We start from the raw sequence: 20,892 nt of genomic DNA, 5'->3' as shown, positions 1-20,892 counted from the left end.
AGAGCCGCGCCAACAGTCGACGCCTTGGTCATCCTCTTCGCAGCCGTAGCTTGACGTGACAGGCGCTTTGCGGACGTGTGATATGTTCAGGTCACGGTCCGCTCGATCCGCCAGGCGCAGCTACCGGCTCAAGATTGCGCATCAAGCAGCAAAAAGGGCGGCCCCGAAGGGCCGCCCTCTTCATGTCGTCGAGCTGAACTTACTCGGGTGACGTTGTGTCGTCGTCACCGTCCGTGGTCGGCGGCGAAGCCGGGTCAGTCGGTTCGGCGGGCAGCGTGGGCTCGCTGGCGGCCGGAGGCGTCATCGGCTCCGACGTCGGGGCCGGCGGTGCGGTCTCCGAAGCTGCCGGAGCAGCACCTTCGATCGCCGGAGCGGCGCGGAACTGTTCGGCATTCCAGCCGACGGTCACGCCGGGCCCGTTCTGCTCGACGCCACCCGAGACGGGCACGCCGCGCAGTTGACCGTCGCTGCCACGCACTGTCAGCTCCTGGCCAGCAGGCGTGGAGCGGGCTCCTTCCAAGGTTCCCAGCGGAGTGCCGTCAACGCCAGCCACGGGTGCACCGGGCGTCAGGATCAGGGTTTGCGGCTGAGCCGGTGCTGTGGCCGGAGCGGCCGGAGCCATCGGCTCCTGCGGCGCGGTCGCCGGGGCAGGAGGAGCGGGGGGCGTCTGCGGAGCCGTGCTGTCCTGGGCGAACGCAGGAGCGCTCATCAGAAGCAGGCCGGCGACACCAGAGAGAAGCGCGGTCTTACGCATGATATCCACCTTGATTACGCGAGCGGGAGGAGGCTCGCCACGACATAAAAACACGGATCATTGCGGATTGTTTCGTGTGCCCCGAAATGACCTTTTCCTTGCCGGGTTTGGCCGATTCCGGGTCTAAGTCGGCCATGACTGTGGCCCGTCCCGTTCGCTGGAGACTATTCAGGCGTCTGGGGGCCCTGGCGTTCGAGGCCTCGCCGCAGGTCTTCGCCATCCTCAGCTTTCTGGCGGGCCTCGTCCTGTTGGGCTCGGCGGCGACACCGGCGATCGGCGGGCGGCTGGATGCTCTGCTGAGCGTGGCCCCGCCGTTCCTGATCGATCTTTCCCACTTTGCCGCCAGTCTGGCAGGATTTGCCCTTATCCTGCTGTCGGCCGGTTTGTGGCGTCGTCGTCGCGGGGCGTGGTGGGCGGCCGTCATCGTCCTGCTGGCGGGCGTGGCCTTTTCCCTTCTGAAGGGTCTGGAGTGGGAAGAGGCGATCGAACTGGCCGTGATCGCGGCCTTTCTGATCCCGGCCCGCAAGGCCTTCGATCGTCGCTCGCGGTTGGACGAGCCCCTGTCACCCTTCTGGCTGTTGATGCTGGTCGTGGCCGTGGCGGCAACCCTGTGGCTGGGCTTCTTCGTCTATCGCGACGTGACCTATTCGGATGAGCTGTGGTGGACCTTCCTAACAGATCGTCAGGCGTCAGGGTTTCTGCGCGGAGGCTTGGCCGTGGCCCTTCTGACCGTCCTGGTCGTGGGTCGTTCCCTGATCAGCGCACCCGGTGCGCGCAGTCACGGTCCGGCTTCGCCTGCCGACGTCGCGCGTGCGGCTGAACTGATCGAGCGTGCGGATCATGCCGCGCCAGAGGCCTGGCTCTCCACACTAGGCGACAAGGCCCTGTTCTTCAGCTCGAGCGGCGACAGCGTCCTGGCCTATCGCGTCATCGGTCGTCGCTGGATCGCCATGGGCGAGCCGGCCGGTCGGCGGGACGAGCGGGTCGGCCTGTTATGGGACTTCGCCGCCCTGGCCGATTCCTACGGCGGCGCGCCGGTCTTCTATTCCGTGGGCGAAGGCCTGCTGGGTGATCTGGCGACGCTGGGCCTGGCCGTGCGCAAGGTGGGCGAGAGCGCGGTCATCGACCTGGCTACTTTCTCGCTGGAGGGCAAGGCGCGCCAGAACCTGCGTACCGCCGTCAGCCGCGCCGAACGCGAAGGGGCCAATTTCGAGCTTTTGCCACCCGGCTCGGCGGTGGACTTGGCCGACCAACTGCGAACCGTGTCCGACGCCTGGCTGGCGGGCCATGAAGGCTCGGAGAAGGCCTTTTCGCTGGGTCGGTTCGACGTCGGTTATCTGAACCGCACACCTCTGGCCGTGGTGCGTCAGGGCGGGCGTGTCGTCGCCTTCGCCAATCTGATGCCCGGTCGCGGACCTGCTCCGGTCATCGCCGTCGACCTGATGCGGCATGTGGAGGACGCGCCGCCCGGGGTGATGGACTATCTGTTCGTGCGTGCGATCCAGTGGGCGAAAGCTCAGGGTTTTGCCGCCTTCGATCTGGGCATGGCTCCGTTGTCGGGGCTGGAGGATCGCCGCCTCGCCCCGGTCTTCGCAAGGGTAGGGGCCCTTGTCTTCGAAGAGGGTGGGGCGCTCTACGGGTTTCAGGGCTTGCGGGCCTTCAAGGCCAAGTTCGGCCCGGTCTGGACGCCCCGCTTTATCGCCGCGCCACCTTCCACGCCGCTGGCCTTCGCCCTGCTGGATGTCGCCATGCTGACCAGCGGTGGCTGGCGCGGAATGCTGGGATTGAAACGCCAGGCATGAAAAAGGCGACAAGGCCCTGGCCCTGTCGCCTCAACTCAATCGGTCCCGAGACGCTTAGTCGTCGCGCGAGCGCTTCTTGCGGAAGCTGGGGTTCAGGACCTGTTTGCGCAGGCGGATCGACTTGGGCGTGACCTCGACCAGTTCGTCTTCCTCGATATAGGCTATGGCCTGTTCCAGCGACGGGCGGCGCGGCGGGGTCAGGCGTACCGCCTCGTCCTTGCCGGCGGCGCGGATGTTGTTCAGCTGCTTGGCCTTCATCGGATTGACGTCCAGGTCGTCCCAGCGCGCGTTCTCGCCGATGATCATGCCCTGATAGGTCTTTTCGCCGGCCCCGACGAACATCACGCCGCGGTCCTCGAGATTCCACAGGGCGAAGGCGGCGGTTTCGCCGTCTGAATTGGAGATCAGCACGCCCTTCAGACGACCCTCGATCTTGCCCTTGTGCGGCTCATAGTGGCTGAACACGCGGTTCAGCACGCCCGAGCCGCGCGTGTCGGTCAGGAACTCGCCCTGATAGCCGATCAGCGAGCGCGACGGGCACGACAGCTGGATGCGGGTCTTGCCCGCACCCGACGGGCCCATGTCCTTCAGCTCGGCCTTGCGGGCCGACAGCTTCTCGATGACGATCCCGGAATATTCGTCGTCGACGTCGATCATGACGTCCTCGATCGGCTCCAGCTTTTCGCCATTCTCGCCGGTCTGATAGACCACGCGCGGGCGCGAGATGCTCAGCTCAAAGCCTTCGCGGCGCATGTTCTCGATCAGAACGCCCAGCTGTAGTTCACCGCGACCGGCGACCTCGAAGGCGTCCTTGCCGCCGGTTTCGGTGACGCGGATGGCGACATTGGCCTCGGCCTCCTTCAGCAGGCGGTCGCGGATCACGCGCGACTGGACCTTGTCGCCTTCGCGACCAGCAAGGGGGCTGTCGTTGACCGAAACGGTCATCGAGATGGTGGGCGGATCGATCGGCTGGGCGGGCAGGGCCTCGGTCACTTCCAGAGCGCATAGGGTGTCGGCCACAGTGGCCTTTGACATACCGGCGATGGCGACGATGTCACCGGCCTCGGCACCTTCTTCGACCGGCTGGCGCTTCAGGCCGCGGAAGGCCAGCACCTTGGTGATCCGGCCCTGTTCGATGGTCTTGCCGTCGCGATCCAGCGCCTTGATGGCCAGACCGGGGTAGGCCTTGCCGCTCTCGATGCGGCCGGTCAGCAGGCGGCCCAGGAAGGGGTCGCTCTCGATCAGCACGTTCAGAATCTGGAACGGCTTGTCCTTGTTCTCGACCTGTTTGGGCGGCGGCACGTGGCGCACGATCAGATCGAACAGCGGGCCCAGATTGTCGGACGGCTGGTTCAGGTCCAGCGTGGCCCAGCCGGCGCGGCCCGAGGCATAGATGTGAGGGAAGTCCAGCTGCTCGTCCGTCGCGCCGATGGCGGCGAACAGGTCGAAGGCGGCATTGTGGACGCGGTCCGGATCGGCGTGGGCGCGGTCGACCTTGTTGATGCACAGGATGGGCTTCAGGCCCATCTTCAGCGCCTTGGTCAGCACGAACTTGGTCTGGGGCATGACGCCTTCTTCGGCGTCGACCAGCAGGACGCAGCCGTCCACCATGCCCAGGATTCGTTCCACCTCGCCGCCGAAGTCGGCGTGGCCAGGGGTGTCGATGATGTTGATGCGGGTTTCGCCAGCCTCGCCGTTCCACAGCACCGAGGTGGCCTTGGCCAGGATCGTGATGCCGCGCTCGCGCTCCTGATCGTTGGAGTCCATGGCGCGCTCGGTCGTCGCCTCATTGGCTCGGAAGACGCCGGACTGGGCCAGAAGCTGGTCCACCAGCGTGGTCTTGCCGTGGTCGACGTGGGCGATGATGGCGACGTTGCGCAGGTTCATTTGAGTATCACGAATGGGCGGCCGGAACGGAGGGGCCGCTGGGCAGGGGCATAATTGCGGGAAGGCGCGCGCCTCTTAGCGAAGCGCGCGCCGAAAAGCCACCCTATAGCCCGCTTGGGGCGGATTGAAGGCTCAGACCTTGGCCGACTGTCTGCGGACCCACGTATAGAGGGCAAAGGCAAGACCGGCGAAGACCACCAGTCCCGCAATCATGGCGGGCCAGGCCGAGCCCTCTGGCAGCATGGCGAACGGGGCATCATTGCCCGTGCCGACGATGACGCCCGCGGTCATGACCAGGAACAGGCTCTCGCCGACGATCAGGCCCGAAGCCAGAAGCACGCCCATGCGACGGCCGACGTCGGCAAACCGGGTCGTCTTGATCGCCTTGTCGTATATCCAGCCGCACACCGCCCCGATGACCAGCATCGTCGTGACCGCTGCGGGCAGATAGAAGCCGATGCCGACAGCGAGCGGCGGCAGCTTCATCTTGCCCTTGGTGGCGCTGTTCAGAACGATGTCCAGCACAATGATCACCGCGCCGATCACGGCTCCCAGCCCGATCAGGTCCCAGCGCAGATCGCCGCCGATGACCCCGCGCGCGAGGGCCGAGATCAGCGTCGCCTGCGGTGCAGCCAGAGGCTCGTCCGCGATACCCTTGGGTCCGCCCTCGAAGCCGAAGGCGGCGTTCAGCAGGTTCAGGATCAGGGGAATGACGATGGCCCCTGCGCCGACGCCGACGATCAGGGCCGCCTGCTGACGCCAGGGCGTGGCCCCGACCAGTTGGCCGGTCTTCAGATCCTGCAGATTGTCATTGGCGATGACGGCGACGGCAAAGACGATGGCCGTCACGATCAGGGCGAAAGCCACCACCGACGGATCGGCGGGCAGGCCGGCCAGCGCCAGCACGCCCAGCATCAGGACCGAGGCGATGACGATGGCCAGGATCCCCACGCCCGACACCGGGCTGTTGGACGAGCCGATCAGACCGGCCATGTAGCCGCAGATGGCGGCCACGGCGAAGCCGATCAGAATGACATAGATAAGGCCGCCCCCGACCAGCAGCCAGGTCGAGCCGGCCAGCGTCGGATTGCCTTGGGCGAAGAAGGCCAGGATGAAGCCGATGCCGATCAGGCAGGCGACCGACAGACCGGCGACGATGTTGATCGGAATGTCCTGCTCGGTGCGGTCCAGCACCTCGCCGCCCTGACGACGGCGGTTGGCCGCCAGCGCCGAGGTCAGCCCGCCAATCAGCGGACCAGCCAGCTTGATCAGCGTCCAGATCGCGGCCACGCCGATGACGCCCGCGCCCATGAAGCGCACTTCGCGGCTCCAGACGGTCATGGCCAGTTCTTCGGCCGGGGCACCCGGCGGCAGGGTCGTGGCGATGGACGGAATGCCGTTGGCGGTCAGCCAGGCGATGGTGTCCGGGCTGGTCAGGATCGGCACGGCGATGCACCAGGCCAGGATCAGGCCGAACAGCTGCGCCAGGCCGACGCTGAGCCCGATCAGGTGACCGGCCCCCAGAAGCGCGAATTGCATGCCGAAGCCCACGCCGGTCGCTCCGCCACCCAGCGCCGCCGGCAGTTTGATGAAACGCGCCGTCTCGGCGGCGAACACCCGGCCCGCGACCAGAAGGGCATAGCCCGCCGACACCAGCGCACCCGTCACCACGACCCACAGGCCGGCCGCATTTTCACGCACGGCGCTCTCGGTCTGCTCGGCCCCGCGCGAGCCGACGGTCAGCACCTCGGCCGCCGCGACGCCCTCGGGGTAGGGCAGGCCCGCCTCGACGACGAGCGCGCGGCGCAGCGGGATGGAGAAGGTCACGCCCAGCACGCCGCCGAAAACGCAGATCAACACCGACTCCCAGAACGGAAACTCCAGCCACCATCCCACCATGACGAGGCCCGGCAGCACGAAGATGATCGAGCTCATGGCTCCGCCGACCGAGGCGACGGTCTGGACCGTCATGTTTTCCCAGATGGTCGACGTCCTGAACATGCGCAGTATGGCCATCGAAATGACCGCCGCCGGAATGGCCGAGGCGAAGGTCAGCCCGACCTTCAGCCCCAGATAGGTGTTGGCGGCGGTGAACACGACGGCCAGCAGACAGCCCAGTACCAGGGCGCGCAGGGTCAGTTCGATGCGTTTGCCGCCGCTGACGGGCGCGCTCGCGGGTGTGTCTGTCATGGTCGTGGTCCCTCTCCGAACGCGACGTAAACCGAGAATGGTCAGGGTAGCAATCATCCTTCTCCCGCGAATGCAGAGCGGCTATCCCTCTCGCATGCCTGAACTTCCCGAGGTCGAGACCGTCCGCCGTGGGCTGGAGCCCGTGCTGGCCGGGGCGCGCCTGATTCATGTGCGCCAGAACCGGCCCGACCTGCGCTTTCCGTTTCCCGACGATTTCGCGCGGCGGCTGGAAGCGGCGACGGTCCAGCGGATCGACCGCCGGGCCAAATATCTGCTGATGCCGCTGTCGACGGGCGAGACCTGGGTCACCCACCTGGGCATGACCGGGCGCTTTACGCTGGACGGCACACAGCTGGGCGAGTTCGAGGAACCGGCACCCATTTCGGGCAAGCACGAGCACGTCAGCCTGTGTGCCGTGAAGGGCTCGGCCCGCACCCGCATAGGCTTCGCCGACGCCCGCCGCTTCGGATTCATGGGCCTGATCCCCAGCGATGCGGTCGAAGCGCACCCTTGGTTCGACCGCATGGGGCCCGAGCCTCTCGGCAATCATTTCTCCGGCGCGCACCTGGCCGAGGCCTTTCGCAACAAGGCCCAGAACATCAAGGTCAGCCTGCTGGATCAGCGGATCGTTGCAGGCCTGGGCAATATCTATGTGTGCGAGGCCCTGTATCGCGCCCGCATCTCGCCCCTGGTCGCGGCGGGCAAGGTCTCCCGGCCCCGGCTGGAAGTCCTCGCCGCCGTCATCCGCGACGTGCTGAACGACGCCATCGCCGCGGGTGGCGCCACCCTGAGGGACTTCGCCAATGCCGACGGTGGCCAGGGCTATTTCCAGCACCGCTTCGACGTCTATGGCCGCGAGGGCCAGCCTTGTCTCGGTGAGGGCTGCACCGGCACGGTCAAGCGCATCGTCCAGGCCGGACGCTCGACCTTCTACTGCCCGTCCTGCCAGAGGCGCTGAGATGACCCATCGCATCATCCTGTTTCGCGGCATGAACACCGGCGGCGTACGTGCGCCCGTGGACAAGCAGCGCGCCATGGCCGAGGCGATGGGGTTGAAGAACCCGCGAACCCTTTTGGCCAGCGGCAATCTGGTGGTCGAAAGCGGCAAGACTCCCGCCGTTCTGGAGGCCGACATCGAGGCGGCCATGGAAAAGACCTTCGGATTGAAGATCGCCGCCATGGTCCGGACTTCTGAGCAGTGGTCAGACCTGATCGCTGCCAATCCCTTCCCTGCCGAAGCCGCTGCCCATCCGGCCAAGGTCCTGGCCATGGTGATGAAGGATGGGATTAAACCCGGCGCGCTTGAGGCCTGCCGTGAACTGGCTGAGGGTGGCGAGGCGGTCGAGGCCGTGAACGGCGTGCTCTATTTCTGGTTCCCGAACGGGCAGGGCCAGTCGGGCATCTTCAAGAAGGCGACGCCGCGCATGCTGGGCATGGGCACGGGTCGAAACTGGAATACGGTGCTCAAGCTGGTTGAAATGGCCGGAGCGGAGGTCTGATGCGCAAGCTTCATCTCTGGATCAGCCTGATTGTCGGCCTGATCGTCTGGGGCGTCTATTTCGGTCATGTGATCCAGTCGTTCCGGCGCGGCGATCCCGGCAATCTGGCGCTGTGGTTCCTGGGGGCCCTGGCCGTCATCGTCCTGGCCGAGACGGTCGCGACCGGACTGATCGCCTGGCTGTTCCGCCGACGGTCGCGCGCGCTGGACGACGGGCCGACGCTTCAGGCCGCGCTCAAGGCCAGCCATGTCGCCCTGATGATCCTGGTCGCCCTGGTCCTGATCACCGCGGCCGGCCTCGCCGCGGCCAGTCTGTTTGGCTGGACCATGGACCTGTCCGCTGCGCGCACCCAGGTTCTGGCCGCCAATGCCCTGCTGGCCATGGTGGTGGTGGCCGAGCTGTCGCGTGCGGGCCTGACCCTGGCACTCATCCCCCGCCGCTGACGCCTATTTGCGCAGGGCGTGGCCGTCCTGTTCGCGCAGCCAGTTGTGGGCCCTGGTCGCCGCGATCGCGCCGTGGCCCATCGCGACCGTGATCTGGTCCAGCCCCTGCACCACGTCGCCTGCGGCCCACAGCCCCTCGACGCCCGCGCCGAACGGACTGTCCTCCGCCAGGCAGTCACCCTCTCCGCGCCGCGCGCCCAGACGCAGCGCCAGTTCGCTGCGGGGGCGCAGGCCCAGCGCCGGATAAAGGATGTCCACCGTCACCGTCCGGCCCGTCGTCAGATGCACGGTCATGGTGTCCGGCGTGGGCTCCAGCCGGTCCAGCGCGCCGTGCAGCACCGTCACCCCCGCCTGATCCAGCTGCGCCGTCTCGTCCGCTGTCAGCTCGGAGTGGGCCAGCGGCATCAGCGTCACATCGTTCGTATATTGCCGCAGGAACAGGGCCTCGGCCGCGCCATTGGTGTCGGCCCCGATCACGCCCATCTTGCGGTCAGTGCCCTCATAGCCGTCGCAGATCGGGCAGTAGCGCAGCACCCCGTCGGCGATGGCCTTTTCGTGTACCGCATCGGGCAGGTCGACCTCGTTCATCGCCACGCCCGTCGCCATGATCAGGGCCCGCGTCCGCCAGGTCCGGCCCCCGCCGCTCAGCACGAAGCCGTTGCCCGATTGCTGGATATCCTCGACCCGCGCCTCGGCAATCGTCGCGCCATACTCCATCGCCTGACGTTCCATGATCTGCACCAGCGCCTTGCCCGCGATCCCGTCGGGAAACCCCGGCACATTGTGCGCCATCGGCCCGCGCAGCGCCCGGCTGGTCCCGTCGTGCAAGACCAGAACCCGCCGGTGATACCGCGCCAGATACAGCGCCGCCGTCAGGCCCGCGGGCCCCGCCCCGACCACGATCACATCCGGCTGGTCCATCGCGCTTGCCCCCATGCGCACCCTAATGGTCAAGCTGAGGCAAGAGTTCCGACGCCGGGGGTTTCGGCCCGGACCGAGGTCGCGCTAAACCGGGCCAAACGCGGAGCCTGCCCCCATGATCGACACCTATGCCAATCTGCTGATCGAACGCCACGCCGACGGCTATGCGGTGGTCACCCTGAACCGGCCCGAGGCGCTGAATGCCCTGAACTCGGCCCTGTTCAAGGATCTGGCGGACTTTCTCGACGCCATCGAACAGGACGACAGCGTCCGCTGCCTGATCCTGACCGGCAGCGGGGAAAAGGCCTTCGCCGCCGGTGCCGACATCAAGGAGATGGCCGACCAATCCTATGCCCAGATGTACACCGGCAACTATTTCGCCCTGGGCCACGACCGCATCACCCGCTTCAGGAAGCCGATTATCGCGGCGGTCAACGGCTTTGCCCTGGGCGGCGGCTGCGAGCTGGCCATGCTGTGCGACTTCATCGTGGCCTCCGACAAGGCCAAGTTCGGCCAGCCCGAGATTAACCTGGGCGTCGCGCCGGGCATCGGCGGCTCCCAGCGCCTCACCCGCCTGGTCGGCAAGTCCAAGGCCATGGACATGGTCCTGACCGCCCGCATGATGGACGCGGCGGAAGCCGAACGCGCCGGTCTGGCGTCGCGCGTCGTCCCCCACGACACCCTGCTGGACGAGGTCCGCCAGATCGCCGCCAAGATCGCCTCGCAAAGCCCGCTCGCCGTCATGGCCAACAAGGAAATGGTCAACGCCGCGCTGGAGACCACCCTGACCCAGGGCGTCCAGTTCGAACGCCGCCTGTTCCACAGCCTGTTCGCCTTCGAGGACCAGAAGGAAGGCATGGCCGCCTTCGTCGAGAAGCGGAAACCGGTCTTCACGGGGCGCTGAGAGCCGCCTTGCCTCCCCGCGGCCTTTCCGCTATAGCCGCCCGCTCTTGAGGTTCCTGCGCCGGAGACGGACGTTTCCGCAGCGCTTTCGCACGATAGGTTTTGACTGATGGCCAACAACGCCGGCGCCAAGAAGGCGATCCGCAAGATCGCCGCCCGCACCGAAGTGAACAAGGCGCGCCGCACGCGCGTCCGCACCTTCCTGCGCAAGTTCCAGGAAGCCGTTTCGGGTGGTGACGCCGGTGCCGCCAAGACCGCCTTCATCGAGGCCCAGTCCGAGCTGATGCGCGCCGTCTCCAAGGGCGTCGTTCACAAGAATACGGGCTCGCGCAAGGTCGGTCGTCTGGCCGCCCAGCTGAAGAAGATGTCGGCCGCCTGATCCATCGGGCACCGGACGGCCTTTCACGGGCCTGTCATGGTAAAGATGAAGGATTTCAACGGCGAGAGGGCTCAGGCTCTCTCGCCGTTTGCACGTGCGCGGCTAAGCGATTGAGCCCGGAATCGGGTCGCCGGTTATGGTGAACACGGTTTTTTTTCAAGCGGCTTAGGGCTTTAGCGGAGTCAACGATTTTAACTTCAATTCGGTGCGCGAATCAGCGTTGACGCACCCGGCGCGGGGCGTAAGTTTGGGCCTCTGACGCACTTCCATCCCTCACGGATGAAGACGGCGCGAGACCTGATTTCGCGACGGCGTGAGACGCCTTTTCAAGAGTTCGACCCCGCCGTTGAAGCACCGCTTCGAGGGACCGGAGAAGTCGTGCCTTGATCCAGGCGGCTCTGCGAAGCGCGTCCGGTGATGGGTTTTCAATGCGGGTGGCTGACCGATGAGTGGGGGCGTTTTGATGGCGGGGATGACGGATCCGGATCACATCTGGACCGAGGCGGCCAACCGTCTGCGGGCCGAGATCGGCGATGGGCCCTTCAGCTCCTATATTGCGCCGTCGGCCGTGCGGGCCGACGGGGCCGGTCAGTTGATCCTGGTGACGCCGACGGCCTATGCGCGCGACTGGGTACGCAAGAACGCGTTGCGCCGCATGAACGAGCTGTGGCTGGGCCTTGATGGCCTGAACCGCCGTCTGGACGTCCGCTGCCGCGCCGAAATGGGTTCCGTCGCGCCCGCCTCCCAGGTCGCGGCCGGTCGCGCCGAGGGGGCCGCCGTCGTCGCCGCCCCCATCCCCATGCCGACCGTGGCCCCCGTGGCCGATGGCGAGCGCGCCGTCCGCGCCGCCGGCCTGCAGGACCGCCTGACTTTCGACAGCTTCGTGGAAGGGCAGGGCAATGCCTTCGCCCTGGCCATCGCCCGCCAGGCCGCCGCCTGGGCCGACGGCCACTTCAATCCGATCTTCTTCTGCGGCCCCTATGGCTACGGCAAGACCCACCTGCTGAACGCTATCGCCTGGGAGGCCCAGCGCCTGCGCCCTGACGCCAAGGTGGTCTATCTGACCGCCGAACGCTTCCTGTCGACCTTCGTGCGCGCCATGCAGGACCGCTCGACCGCGGCCTTCAAGGAAAGCCTGCGCAGCGCCGACATGCTGTTGATCGACGACGTCCAGTTCGTCGGCGGCAAGGCCTCGACCCAGGAAGAGCTGCTGGCCACGCTCACCTGCCTGATCGAGGACGGCAAGAAGATCGTGCTCAGTGCCGACCGCCCGCCCATGGCCCTGACCGAGATCGAGCCGCGCCTGCGCAGCCATCTGGCCTCGGGCCTGACCTGCCCGGTCGAGCCCGCCGATCGCCAGCTGAAACTGGCCGTCGCCCGCAACCGCCTGCAGGCCCTGGCCCGTCTGGGCGTCGTCTCGGGCGAGGTCCAGGCCGATGTGCTGGAACATCTGGTCGATCGCACCCCCGGCTCGATGCGCGAGCTGGAGGGGGCCGTGAACACCCTGGCCGCCGTGGCCGGTACGCGCCTGTCCACCCTGGGCGTTGACGAGACGCAAGGCTTGCTCGGCTCCGCCCTGCGCGGCGGGCCGGAGCGCCGCATCACCGTCGACGAGATCCAGAAGACCGTCGCCGACCACTTCAGCCTGAAACAGGCCGACCTCTTGAGCGAGCGCCGCACCCGCGCCGTGGCCCGCCCGCGCCAGATCGCCATGTGGCTGTGCAAGCAGCACACGACCCGCTCCTATCCCGACATCGGGCGCCGCTTCGGTGGGCGCGACCACACGACTGTTCTGCACGGCGTGCGCAAGGTCGAGGAACTGATCGCCGCCGACGACCAGATCGCGCGCGACGTCGAGACGCTGACGCGCAAGCTGCGGGGTTAGGGATCAGGTTCCAGGTTCTAGGTTTTAGGGATTGTCCACAGGTGCCCGCGACATCCTCCCTAGAACCTAACCCCTAGCCCCTAGACCCTTCCTTGCTCCCGGCCACCAATCCGCTAGTGTCCAAGGCCCTTATCTTTGCGGCGACGCCTGAGTCGCCGCCGGCGGGCGAGACCACATGCAGCTGACCATCGAACGTTCCGCGCTCCTCAAGGCCCTCGGCCACGTCCAGAGCGTCGTCGAACGCCGGAACACCATCCCCATCCTGTCCAACGTCCTGCTCAGCGCCGGGCGCGACAAGCTGGCCTTCGCCGCCACCGATCTGGACATGGAGATGGTCGACGAGGCCGAGGCCCAGGTCCAGGTCGAGGGTCAGATCACCGCGCCCGCCCACACCCTGTACGAGATCATCCGCAAGCTGCCGGACGGGGCCGAGGTCTCCCTGACCTACAACGGCGACGATCCGCGCCTGACGGTCTCGGCCGGGCGGTCCAAGTTCAACCTGCCGGTCCTTCCCGCGGGCGACTTCCCGGTCATGTCCACCGACACCTCCGGCAGCCGCTTCGCCCTGCCCAAGGAAGACCTGGCCCGGCTGATCGACAAGACCCGCTTCGCCGTCTCGACCGAGGAAACGCGCTACTATCTGAACGGCCTTTATCTGCACACGGTGGCCGAGGCGGGCATTCCCCTGCTGCGCGCCGTGGCCACCGACGGTCACCGCCTGGCCCTGGCCGAGACTCCTGCGCCCGAGGGTGCCGCCGGCAGTCCTGGCGTCATCGTCCCGCGCAAGACTGTCGACCAGGTCCGCCGCCTGCTGGACGACGGCTCCGGCCCGGTCGAGGTGATGGTGTCGCCCCAGAAGATCCGTTTCGAGTTCGGCCAGGCGTCCCTGACGTCCAAGGTCATCGACGGCGCCTTCCCCGACTATATGCGCGTCATCCCCAAGGGGAACGACAAACAGGCCGACATCGACAACGCGGTCTTCGCCTCCGCCGTCGATCGTGTGGCCACTATTTCGGCCGAGAAGAGCCGCAGCGTGAAACTGGCCTTCGATCTGGACCGCGTCACCCTGACCGTGCGCAACATGGAGGCGGGCCAGGGCGTCGAGGAGGTCGAGATCGGCTATTCCGAAGAACCTTTCGAGATCGGCTTCAACGCCCGCTACCTGCTGGACGTCGCCGGCCAGATCACCGGCGAAACCGCCCACTTCAAATTCGCCGACCCGGCTTCGCCTACGCTGGTCCTCGATCCGGGCGATCCCGGCGTTCAGTATGTGCTGATGCCGCTGCGAGTGTGACCGCAGTCGAGGCCGAGGGCGTCGTCGTAAGGGTAGATCGCGGCAAGACTCTGATCTCGCTCTCGATCATGATCGCCCTGGTGCTCTTTCTCGGCGCAAGCCTCTATCCTGTCGCGACTGGTTCAAATGCTGTGGTGTTTGCCGACCTCGGCCGCCCGGTACAGATACTTGTAGTGCTCACGCTCGGCCTGAGCGCCATCTTGATCTCTGCGATTATCGGAGGGCTTGTCGTCAGTCTGTTTCGACCGCCCTATCTGGTGCTGACAGCCGAGGCGATAGAGATATTCGGACTGTTGTCTCGCGCAACCGTAGCCTGGCGGGACATCGAGGCGATCGAGGTCGGCTATGACCGTCGGCGGCATCGGCAGTTTGTCGGCTTCCGCTATCGGCGTGGCGTGGGTCCGCGCGGCTCGACAGATGGGGCCTTGCAACAGGCCATCGGTTTCGGCTGGCCGGGTCGCCCTGAAGACTTCGCAAGCCAGCTCGAAGAATGGCGGCTGCGTTACGGATGATGATCGACGTCTTCGCAATGACAACGTTGTAGGGTCGGCCCTTGATCACCACCCTCACCCTCACCGACTTCCGCTCCTATGCCTCGGCCACCCTGCCGATCCAGGCGGGCACCGTCGTGCTCCACGGACCGAACGGGGCGGGCAAGACCAATCTGCTGGAGGCGCTCAGCCTGTTCACGCCGGGCCGGGGGCTGCGCGGCGCGACAGCGCCCGAGATGGGGCGGCGCGAACCCGGCGAGGCGACCGGTCGGGCCTGGGCCGTCGCCGCGGTGCTGACAGACGGGGAGGGCGAGACCAGGCTGGGCACCGGCGTCCAGTCCGCCGGGGCCGCTCGCCGCATCGTCCGCATCGACGGAGAAACCGCGCCGCCCGGTCGCCTGCTGGATCATCTGCGGCCCGTCTGGGCCACGCCGGAACAGGACCGGCTGTTCTCCGACGCCCGGGCCGATCGGCTGAAGTTTTTTGACCGGCTGGTCTTCGCCGCCGACCCGTCCCATGCCGCCGCCATCTCTGCCTATGAAAAGGCCCTGCGCGAGCGGCTGCGCCTGCTGACCGATGGAGTGGAGGGCGCTCCCGCCGACCCCCTGTGGCTCGACGCCCTGGAGATTCGCCTGGGCGAGGCCGGGGCCCGCGCCGCCCTGGCCCGAGCTGATGCCCTGGCCACGCTCCAGACCGCCATCGACTCCCGCGCCGACCGACCCTTCCCCCAGGCCGATCTGGGCCTGACCGGTGAGGCCGAGCAACTGGCCGCCAGCGGGGCCGAGGCCGACACCATCGCCGCCCATATCCGCGACGGCATGGCCCGCGCCCGCCCGCGCGACGCCGCCGCCGGTCGCTCCCTGTTCGGCCCGCACCGCTCCGACCTGACCGCGCTCCACCGCGAGAAGAACCGCCCCGCCGCCGAGGGCTCCTCCGGCGAGCAGAAGGCCCTGGTCCTGAACCTGATCCTGGCCCAGATCGCGCGCCTGGCCACCGACGCCGCCCCGCCCGTCCTGCTGCTGGACGAGGCCCCTGCCCACCTCGACACGGCCCGCCGCGCCGCCCTGTTCGACGAGATCGAGACCTTGGGCCTGCAGGCCTTCATGACCGGCACGGAGGCCGATCTGTTCGCACCACTGAAGGGCCGCGCGCAGTTTGTCCGAGTGTCTGACGGGCGGTTCGAGGTCGAATAGATCGCTGGAATTGGCTAGGTCCGAACACCCCCGCTTTTCCTCGCAATTCACCCGCAAATTCCTATATATCTCGGGCTGTGGCGCGGATCGGATTCGTGGCCCGAAAACAGTCCGTTCAAGGCGGTTTGGCCGCCGCCTTCAGAGGCCCCGATCAGGGGGCGTTTCACCGACCGATTAGATGACCGAAAACAACGAGACCGCGCGCAACGCCGATACCGCCGAAGAGGCCGCCTACGGTGCCGATTCCATCAAGGTCCTGAAGGGCCTGGACGCCGTTCGCAAACGGCCCGGCATGTACATCGGCGACACCGACGACGGCTCGGGCCTGCACCACATGGTCTATGAGGTGGTCGATAACGCGATCGACGAGGCTCTGGCCGGGCACGCCGATCTGGTTCAGGTCATTCTGAATGCCGATGGTTCGGTCACTGTCACCGACAACGGCCGCGGAATTCCGACCGACATCCACGGCGAAGAGGGCGTCTCGGCCGCCGAGGTCATCATGACCCAGCTGCATGCGGGCGGGAAGTTCGACCAGAACTCCTACAAGGTCTCCGGCGGTTTGCACGGCGTGGGCGTCTCGGTCGTCAACGCCCTGTCGGACTGGCTGAAGCTGAAGATCTATCGCAACGGCAAGCGCCACGAGATGAAGTTCGAGCGCGGCGACACGGTCGAAAGCCTGACCGTCACCGGCGATGCCCCCATCCGTGAGACGGGCGACAAGGCTGGCCAGCCCCTGTCCGGCACCGAGGTCACCTTCTATCCTTCGGTCACCACCTTCAGCCACATCGACTTCGACCTGAAGACGCTGGAGCATCGCCTGCGCGAGCTGGCTTTCCTGAACTCGGGCGTGGTCATCAAGTTGCGCGACGATCGCGGGGCCGAACCGTTCGAGGAAATCCTGCATTACGAAGGCGGCGTCGAGGCCTTCGTGCGCCATCTGGACAAGTCCAAGGCGCCGATCCTGAAGGACGTCATCGTCATCCGCGGCAAGAAGGAGGGGATCGAGCTCGACCTCGCCCTGTGGTGGAACGATAGTTATCACGAGACCATGCTGTGCTTCACCAACAACATCCCCCAGCGGGATGGAGGCACGCACCTGTCGGCTTTCCGGGCCAGCCTGACCCGGGTCATGAGCGGCTATATCGAGGCCGCCGGGGCCGCCAAGAAGGAGAAGGTCTCGGTCTCGGGCGAGGACGCCCGCGAGGGCCTGACCTGCGTCCTGTCAGTCAAGGTGCCAGATCCCAAATTCAGCTCCCAGACCAAGGACAAGCTGGTGTCGTCAGAAGTGCGCCCGGCCGTCGAGGGCCTGTGCACCGAGGGGCTGTCGCAATGGTTCGAGGAACACCCTGCCGAGGCCAAGCAGATCGTCGCCAAGATCATCGAGGCCGCTGCCGCCCGCGAGGCGGCCAGGAAGGCGCGGGACCTGACGCGGCGCAAGACGGCCATGGAAATCTCCAGCCTGCCCGGCAAGCTGGCCGACTGTCAGGAGCGCGATCCGGCCAAGTCCGAACTGTTCATCGTCGAGGGTGACTCCGCCGGCGGTTCGGCCAAACAGGCCCGCAACCGAGAAAACCAGGCCGTCCTGCCCCTGCGCGGCAAGATCCTGAACGTCGAGCGGGCCCGGTTCGACCGGATGCTGTCATCCGACCTGATCGGCACCCTTATCCTGGCGCTGGGCACCGGCATCGGCCGCGACGACTTCAACGCCGACAAGCTGCGCTATCACAAGATCATCCTGATGGCGGACGCCGACGTCGACGGCGCCCATATCCGGACCCTGCTCCTGACCTTCTTCTATCGCCAGATGCCCGAATTGATCGAGCGCGGGCACGTCTACATCGCCCAGCCGCCGCTCTACAAAGTCTCCAAGGGCAAGCAGTCGCGCTACCTCAAGGATCAGGCCGAGATGGACGCCTATCTGATCGAGGAGGGCTCATCGGAGGCCGAACTGGACCTGCCGACCGGCGAGCGTCGCACCGGCATGGACCTGCAGTCCCTGGTGCGCGAGGCCAAGGCGTTCAAGGCGGGCGTCGATCGCCTGTCGCAGCGCGCTCCGGCCTTCGCGATCGAGCAGGCAGCCCTGGCCGGTCTGTTCGATGAGGAGGCGGCCGATCCGGCTCGCGCGGCGGCGCGTCTGAACCTCTATGCCGAGGAAGGCGACGGCGAATGGTCCGGTGCGGCGGGAGCCCAGGGAGCCGTGGTGTTCGAGCGCGTGCGCCGCGCCGTCACCGAACGCATCGTGCTGGAGGAGACCCTGTTGCGCTCGCTGGACGCCCGTCGTCTGGCCGAACGTTCGGTCGCCTTCGACGGCCTGTTCGACCAGCCCTCGATCTATCGTCGCAAGGACAAGTCGGTGACCATCCGCGGTCCGCTGGACCTGCTCGAGGCCGTGCTGGACGCGGGCAAGAAGGGTCTCGCCATCCAGCGCTACAAGGGTCTGGGCGAGATGAACCCCGAACAGCTGTGGGAGACGACGCTGGACGCCAACGCCCGCACCCTGTTGCAGGTCTCGGTCGAGCATCAGGAGGACGCGTCGGACTTGTTCGCCAAGCTGATGGGCGATGTCGTCGAACCGCGCCGCGAGTTCATCCAGGCTAATGCGCTGGACGCGGCCGTGGACGCCTAAAAGTTCGGCAGCACTCGCCCGCCGTCAACAAATGCCTTGATTGAGGGCCAGGTTGGCGGGTCCGCGCGGGCACCCTCACATGCAATTTGTTTCAGGAAATCCGGCAGGGTGTTCGCTCGGGTCTGTTCCCAACTGCCGCCCTCTTCGGGGATGCGGCCTATTTCGGCTCCATCAGTGCCGTATTCGACGATACCGGCAGTTCGCCACTGTCCGGCTCCGCATTTGAATTCATAGGTTTCAACAGAATGGCTGTAGTCCGTAGCCTCGCCGCGACGCGGCACGGTTGCGACAGGCACAACCGTAATCTCGCCCACCGTCGAGACGGCATCCACCTCGACCATAAAGGCATTGTTGGGCGTCCGAGATACGGTGTTCCAATTTTCGGCTACCGCTGGCCCCGCTGAAACCAGCAGAGCCGTTCCAAATGCCAGCGACGCTTTCATGACGATCTCTCCGCTTTCCGAGATATTTGCGCCACATTTTCGCCTTGGCAAGACGTTCACCGCGACAGCGATCAGCCCACCAGATAGGCGGTGCCATGATCAGTCGGGCACCTCGCGCCATGCACCACCACGTCTGCCTCGCCAAAAGACAAACCAAGGGCCTCCAGCACTCTGTTGATCGTGCCATCCAGCGCCGGGCCCAATGGCGAGAGCAAGTTGTTGAGAGATTGAGTCAGATTGCTCAGCCCTAAACCAAGCCCTACGATTTTTACATCCAGATCCATTCGGCTAAGCAGGGAGGATGCCAGGCTGGAAGCAAGCTCGGTGGATTTTACGGTCTGCGGGGTCTGGCTGCCGATCTGCGCGTCGCTGAAAGTCGCAGTTTTGAAACTGCGATCCGCGACCTCAAGGTCTGCCGTCGCCTTGACAACCGCCAGCCCGGCGACATTGACGAGCGAAGCGGACTGAACCACCGGTGCAGACTTGAAGTTGCGCAAGGCCGCGATGTTTGTGGAGCCAATTCTAGCTCTCGCCACACCCGGCCGCACACCGATTTTCACCGACCGTGCGCCTTGGCAATCGATCCGCTCCAGTCGCGCTTCGGACGAGGCCAATTCCACCAGCAAGGGAATTCTGACTTGTGCCAATCCCGACAGGCTGCTTGATGTGCGAGCCTCGACATACAGTCGTGCCTGAGCCGTGCGGATGATGGGTTGACCCGACTTTGCAACGGCCAACCAGGGCGAGCGGTTAGGACGCTCACCGATTGCCAGCCAGACGTCCAGATCGGCTAGCCCAGCCTGTGCTCCCAAATCTAACGCCACCTGACGATCACCGCTAGACAGTTCGAGCATAGCGTTGGTCAGATCTAGGGCCGAAACGCCGACCTCCAATCCACCACGCAGCCCCTGTTCTGCTCCCGCCTCGGCCCCGATCAGTTCACCAATCCGAAAATTCTGTCCATCAGCCGCTTGCGCGAGCCGATTCAGTCCATTGTCGGCACCGTCGGTCAACGACTCCAGAATCCGCAAGGCGGCTCCAGCATCGACCTCCTGACGCAGCAGCGTATCGTAGTCTCCGGCCGTTACGCCCGCATGCGTCGCGAGACTGTCCGTGAATTTCAACAAATCGACATTCGCTTCGGCTAATGCGCGATAGTCCATGATGCTCAGCGATACCTGACTGCCCGTAAGGCCGCTCAGGATTTGATTGGCGAGCCCGCCATCAAGTTTGGCGAGTCTTGAACCAATCGAGAAAGTTGCCATGGGCTGGGTGGAGCGAACCGCCGCGATACCCGTCCGCGATACCTCGACACGAGATCTCCCAAGGACCCATCGTGCGAACCATACCTTTGCCGGCATGACGACTGTAACTTTCGCGGCATTGATGTCGGCATGGCGTGGCCTGAATCTCTGGTCGGGCGCGATGGAAGCGTCTGGCGCATAGCTGCCAAGCATGGTTGTGACCTTCAAGTCCGGTCCGACGTTGGCCACGGCTGTGGCTTGCGCAGCGCTATGAGCGTCGGCCAAATCTCGCGCAGCCGCCAAAGCGCCAAGATCGGCTGCCGTCTGCGCCCTTCTTGCAGAAAGGGCAATCGACCCACCATCAATGATGATCGCAGCAAGCAGGCAGGCGATACCGGCACCGACAGCCGCCATGATGGCAATGCCTCCTCTGCAGTCGATCCACAGGGTCCGAAGCGACCATCGCATCAGTAACCACCTGTTCTTACGACTGCCTCGCGGCGAATCGTCTGCGGGGGTGGTGGCACCAGACCGGCCAATGCCAGCAGGGGGTGGTGGGTGGCATCGTATGTGACGATCACACGTATTGCACTTCCATCGTCGCTCACCGACACATGTAAGGATTCCGGTTCCAGGATTGTGGAGCCGTCCACAGATCCCGTAACCGCAGTACGAGCAAGATCTGCGCGCTCCTCAGCGTTTATGCCCGCTAGCGCGGCGCGAGCGCCCTCTGCCGCGAGGCTCTGAACGCCCTGCGCCATCCACATCCAGCTGCCGTACACAACCGTCGCGATAATCAGAAAGATGAAAAGTGGACCAACCAGCGCAAACTCAACAGCAGCTGAGCCTTGCTCCGATTGATGAGGTAGCGGGTGTCTTGCACGCATGGCTCTCCCCTTTTCATAGAGGTAGAGCTACAACCTCAGCGTTAAATG

General features: G+C 65.8%; 18 protein-coding genes. 11 read left to right on the top strand and 7 right to left on the bottom strand.

Features of this window, described 5'->3' with window-relative positions:
- Nucleotides 1–199: 199 nt before the first annotated feature.
- Nucleotides 200–754, bottom strand: a complete 555-nt coding sequence (locus ACE3TH_RS07235) for a superoxide dismutase (protein ID WP_374598770.1) — start codon at nucleotides 752–754, stop codon at nucleotides 200–202.
- A gap of 134 nt (nucleotides 755–888) precedes the next feature.
- Here ACE3TH_RS07235 and ACE3TH_RS07230 point away from each other — a divergent pair, with 134 nt between their 5' ends.
- A complete protein-coding gene (locus ACE3TH_RS07230; protein WP_374598768.1) occupies nucleotides 889–2,556 on the top strand; it encodes a phosphatidylglycerol lysyltransferase domain-containing protein in 1,668 nt (555 codons plus the stop codon).
- Between the two features lie 54 nt (nucleotides 2,557–2,610).
- Here ACE3TH_RS07230 and typA read toward each other — a convergent pair whose 3' ends face one another.
- Both typA and ACE3TH_RS07220 read right to left on the bottom strand, forming a co-directional pair.
- Nucleotides 2,611–4,443, bottom strand: coding sequence for a translational GTPase TypA (gene typA / locus ACE3TH_RS07225; protein ID WP_374598766.1), 1,833 nt, complete (start codon nucleotides 4,441–4,443; stop codon nucleotides 2,611–2,613).
- Between the two features lie 132 nt (nucleotides 4,444–4,575).
- The gene (locus ACE3TH_RS07220) at nucleotides 4,576–6,633 is read right to left on the bottom strand and encodes an OPT family oligopeptide transporter (RefSeq protein ID WP_374598764.1); all 2,058 of its coding nucleotides are present in this window, start codon (nucleotides 6,631–6,633) and stop codon (nucleotides 4,576–4,578) included.
- Between the two features lie 94 nt (nucleotides 6,634–6,727).
- Here ACE3TH_RS07220 and mutM point away from each other — a divergent pair, with 94 nt between their 5' ends.
- From mutM to ACE3TH_RS07205, 3 genes are read left to right on the top strand one after another with little or no spacing between them, the layout of a single operon-like run.
- On the top strand, nucleotides 6,728–7,591 hold the full coding sequence (gene mutM, locus ACE3TH_RS07215) for a bifunctional DNA-formamidopyrimidine glycosylase/DNA-(apurinic or apyrimidinic site) lyase (RefSeq protein ID WP_374598762.1): 864 nt from the start codon (nucleotides 6,728–6,730) through the stop codon (nucleotides 7,589–7,591).
- Nucleotide 7,592: 1 nt separating this feature from the next.
- A complete protein-coding gene (locus ACE3TH_RS07210) occupies nucleotides 7,593–8,132 on the top strand; it encodes a DUF1697 domain-containing protein (RefSeq protein WP_374598760.1) in 540 nt (179 codons plus the stop codon).
- Complete coding sequence (locus ACE3TH_RS07205; RefSeq protein WP_374598758.1) at nucleotides 8,132–8,575, top strand: hypothetical protein; 444 nt, start codon at nucleotides 8,132–8,134, stop codon at nucleotides 8,573–8,575. The genes ACE3TH_RS07210 and ACE3TH_RS07205 overlap by 1 nt, the downstream gene beginning before the upstream one ends.
- Before the next feature lie 3 nt (nucleotides 8,576–8,578).
- Here ACE3TH_RS07205 and ACE3TH_RS07200 read toward each other — a convergent pair whose 3' ends face one another.
- Nucleotides 8,579–9,496: an NAD(P)/FAD-dependent oxidoreductase gene (locus ACE3TH_RS07200; RefSeq protein WP_374598756.1), complete on the bottom strand. Its 918-nt coding sequence runs from the start codon at nucleotides 9,494–9,496 to the stop codon at nucleotides 8,579–8,581.
- A gap of 115 nt (nucleotides 9,497–9,611) precedes the next feature.
- On the opposite strand from ACE3TH_RS07200, the gene ACE3TH_RS07195 reads away from it, so the two are divergent.
- The 7 genes from ACE3TH_RS07195 (at nucleotide 9,612) to gyrB (ending at nucleotide 18,270) form a co-directional block, all read left to right on the top strand.
- Nucleotides 9,612–10,400, top strand: a complete 789-nt coding sequence (locus tag ACE3TH_RS07195) for an enoyl-CoA hydratase-related protein (protein WP_374598754.1) — start codon at nucleotides 9,612–9,614, stop codon at nucleotides 10,398–10,400.
- A 108-nt stretch (nucleotides 10,401–10,508) separates the two neighbouring features.
- The gene (rpsT, locus tag ACE3TH_RS07190) at nucleotides 10,509–10,778 is read left to right on the top strand and encodes a 30S ribosomal protein S20 (protein WP_373256991.1); all 270 of its coding nucleotides are present in this window, start codon (nucleotides 10,509–10,511) and stop codon (nucleotides 10,776–10,778) included.
- 472 nt (nucleotides 10,779–11,250) lie between these two features.
- Nucleotides 11,251–12,663 (top strand): chromosomal replication initiator protein DnaA, encoded by a 1,413-nt coding sequence (gene dnaA, locus ACE3TH_RS07185; protein ID WP_374598752.1) that lies wholly within the window; start codon nucleotides 11,251–11,253, stop codon nucleotides 12,661–12,663.
- A gap of 175 nt (nucleotides 12,664–12,838) precedes the next feature.
- Nucleotides 12,839–13,957, top strand: a complete 1,119-nt coding sequence (gene dnaN / locus ACE3TH_RS07180; protein WP_296165961.1) for a DNA polymerase III subunit beta — start codon at nucleotides 12,839–12,841, stop codon at nucleotides 13,955–13,957.
- The gene (locus tag ACE3TH_RS07175; protein ID WP_374598750.1) at nucleotides 13,954–14,469 is read left to right on the top strand and encodes a hypothetical protein; all 516 of its coding nucleotides are present in this window, start codon (nucleotides 13,954–13,956) and stop codon (nucleotides 14,467–14,469) included. Before dnaN ends, ACE3TH_RS07175 begins: the two co-directional genes overlap by 4 nt.
- 41 nt (nucleotides 14,470–14,510) lie before the next feature.
- The gene (recF, locus tag ACE3TH_RS07170) at nucleotides 14,511–15,641 is read left to right on the top strand and encodes a DNA replication/repair protein RecF (RefSeq protein WP_374598748.1); all 1,131 of its coding nucleotides are present in this window, start codon (nucleotides 14,511–14,513) and stop codon (nucleotides 15,639–15,641) included.
- 178 nt (nucleotides 15,642–15,819) lie between these two features.
- On the top strand, nucleotides 15,820–18,270 hold the full coding sequence (gyrB, locus tag ACE3TH_RS07165; RefSeq protein WP_374598746.1) for a DNA topoisomerase (ATP-hydrolyzing) subunit B: 2,451 nt from the start codon (nucleotides 15,820–15,822) through the stop codon (nucleotides 18,268–18,270).
- Here gyrB and ACE3TH_RS07160 read toward each other — a convergent pair.
- From ACE3TH_RS07160 to ACE3TH_RS07150, 3 genes are all read right to left on the bottom strand, one after another.
- Nucleotides 18,267–18,713 carry a surface-adhesin E family protein gene (locus ACE3TH_RS07160; protein ID WP_374598744.1) on the bottom strand — a complete coding sequence of 149 codons (447 nt, stop codon included), beginning with the start codon at nucleotides 18,711–18,713 and terminating at the stop codon, nucleotides 18,267–18,269. The genes gyrB and ACE3TH_RS07160 overlap by 4 nt on opposite strands.
- A gap of 71 nt (nucleotides 18,714–18,784) precedes the next feature.
- A complete protein-coding gene (locus ACE3TH_RS07155; RefSeq protein ID WP_374598743.1) occupies nucleotides 18,785–20,425 on the bottom strand; it encodes a TadG family pilus assembly protein in 1,641 nt (546 codons plus the stop codon).
- Entirely contained in the window at nucleotides 20,425–20,844 is a 420-nt protein-coding gene (locus tag ACE3TH_RS07150; RefSeq protein ID WP_374598741.1) for a TadE family protein, read from the bottom strand. The genes ACE3TH_RS07155 and ACE3TH_RS07150 overlap by 1 nt, the downstream gene beginning before the upstream one ends.
- Nucleotides 20,845–20,892: the final 48 nt, after the last annotated feature.

It is taken from the genome of Brevundimonas sp. (genome assembly GCF_041919755.1).
Taxonomy (GTDB): Bacteria; Pseudomonadota; Alphaproteobacteria; order Caulobacterales; family Caulobacteraceae; genus Brevundimonas.
Note: the sequence above shows the minus strand (reverse complement) of the source record. Positions and strands in the feature narration are given on the sequence as shown.

Coding starts and splice junctions, on each gene's coding strand:
- ACE3TH_RS07235 (WP_374598770.1), bottom strand. CDS start 754: ATGCGTAAGACCGCGCTTCTCTCTGGTGTCGCCGGCCTGCTTCTGATG.
- ACE3TH_RS07230 (WP_374598768.1), top strand. CDS start 889: ATGACTGTGGCCCGTCCCGTTCGCTGGAGACTATTCAGGCGTCTGGGG.
- typA (WP_374598766.1), bottom strand. CDS start 4,443: ATGAACCTGCGCAACGTCGCCATCATCGCCCACGTCGACCACGGCAAG.
- ACE3TH_RS07220 (WP_374598764.1), bottom strand. CDS start 6,633: ATGACAGACACACCCGCGAGCGCGCCCGTCAGCGGCGGCAAACGCATC.
- mutM (WP_374598762.1), top strand. CDS start 6,728: ATGCCTGAACTTCCCGAGGTCGAGACCGTCCGCCGTGGGCTGGAGCCC.
- ACE3TH_RS07210 (WP_374598760.1), top strand. CDS start 7,593: ATGACCCATCGCATCATCCTGTTTCGCGGCATGAACACCGGCGGCGTA.
- ACE3TH_RS07205 (WP_374598758.1), top strand. CDS start 8,132: ATGCGCAAGCTTCATCTCTGGATCAGCCTGATTGTCGGCCTGATCGTC.
- ACE3TH_RS07200 (WP_374598756.1), bottom strand. CDS start 9,496: ATGGACCAGCCGGATGTGATCGTGGTCGGGGCGGGGCCCGCGGGCCTG.
- ACE3TH_RS07195 (WP_374598754.1), top strand. CDS start 9,612: ATGATCGACACCTATGCCAATCTGCTGATCGAACGCCACGCCGACGGC.
- rpsT (WP_373256991.1), top strand. CDS start 10,509: ATGGCCAACAACGCCGGCGCCAAGAAGGCGATCCGCAAGATCGCCGCC.
- dnaA (WP_374598752.1), top strand. CDS start 11,251: ATGACGGATCCGGATCACATCTGGACCGAGGCGGCCAACCGTCTGCGG.
- dnaN (WP_296165961.1), top strand. CDS start 12,839: ATGCAGCTGACCATCGAACGTTCCGCGCTCCTCAAGGCCCTCGGCCAC.
- gyrB (WP_374598746.1), top strand. CDS start 15,820: ATGACCGAAAACAACGAGACCGCGCGCAACGCCGATACCGCCGAAGAG.
- ACE3TH_RS07160 (WP_374598744.1), bottom strand. CDS start 18,713: ATGAAAGCGTCGCTGGCATTTGGAACGGCTCTGCTGGTTTCAGCGGGG.
- ACE3TH_RS07155 (WP_374598743.1), bottom strand. CDS start 20,425: ATGCGATGGTCGCTTCGGACCCTGTGGATCGACTGCAGAGGAGGCATT.
- ACE3TH_RS07150 (WP_374598741.1), bottom strand. CDS start 20,844: ATGCGTGCAAGACACCCGCTACCTCATCAATCGGAGCAAGGCTCAGCT.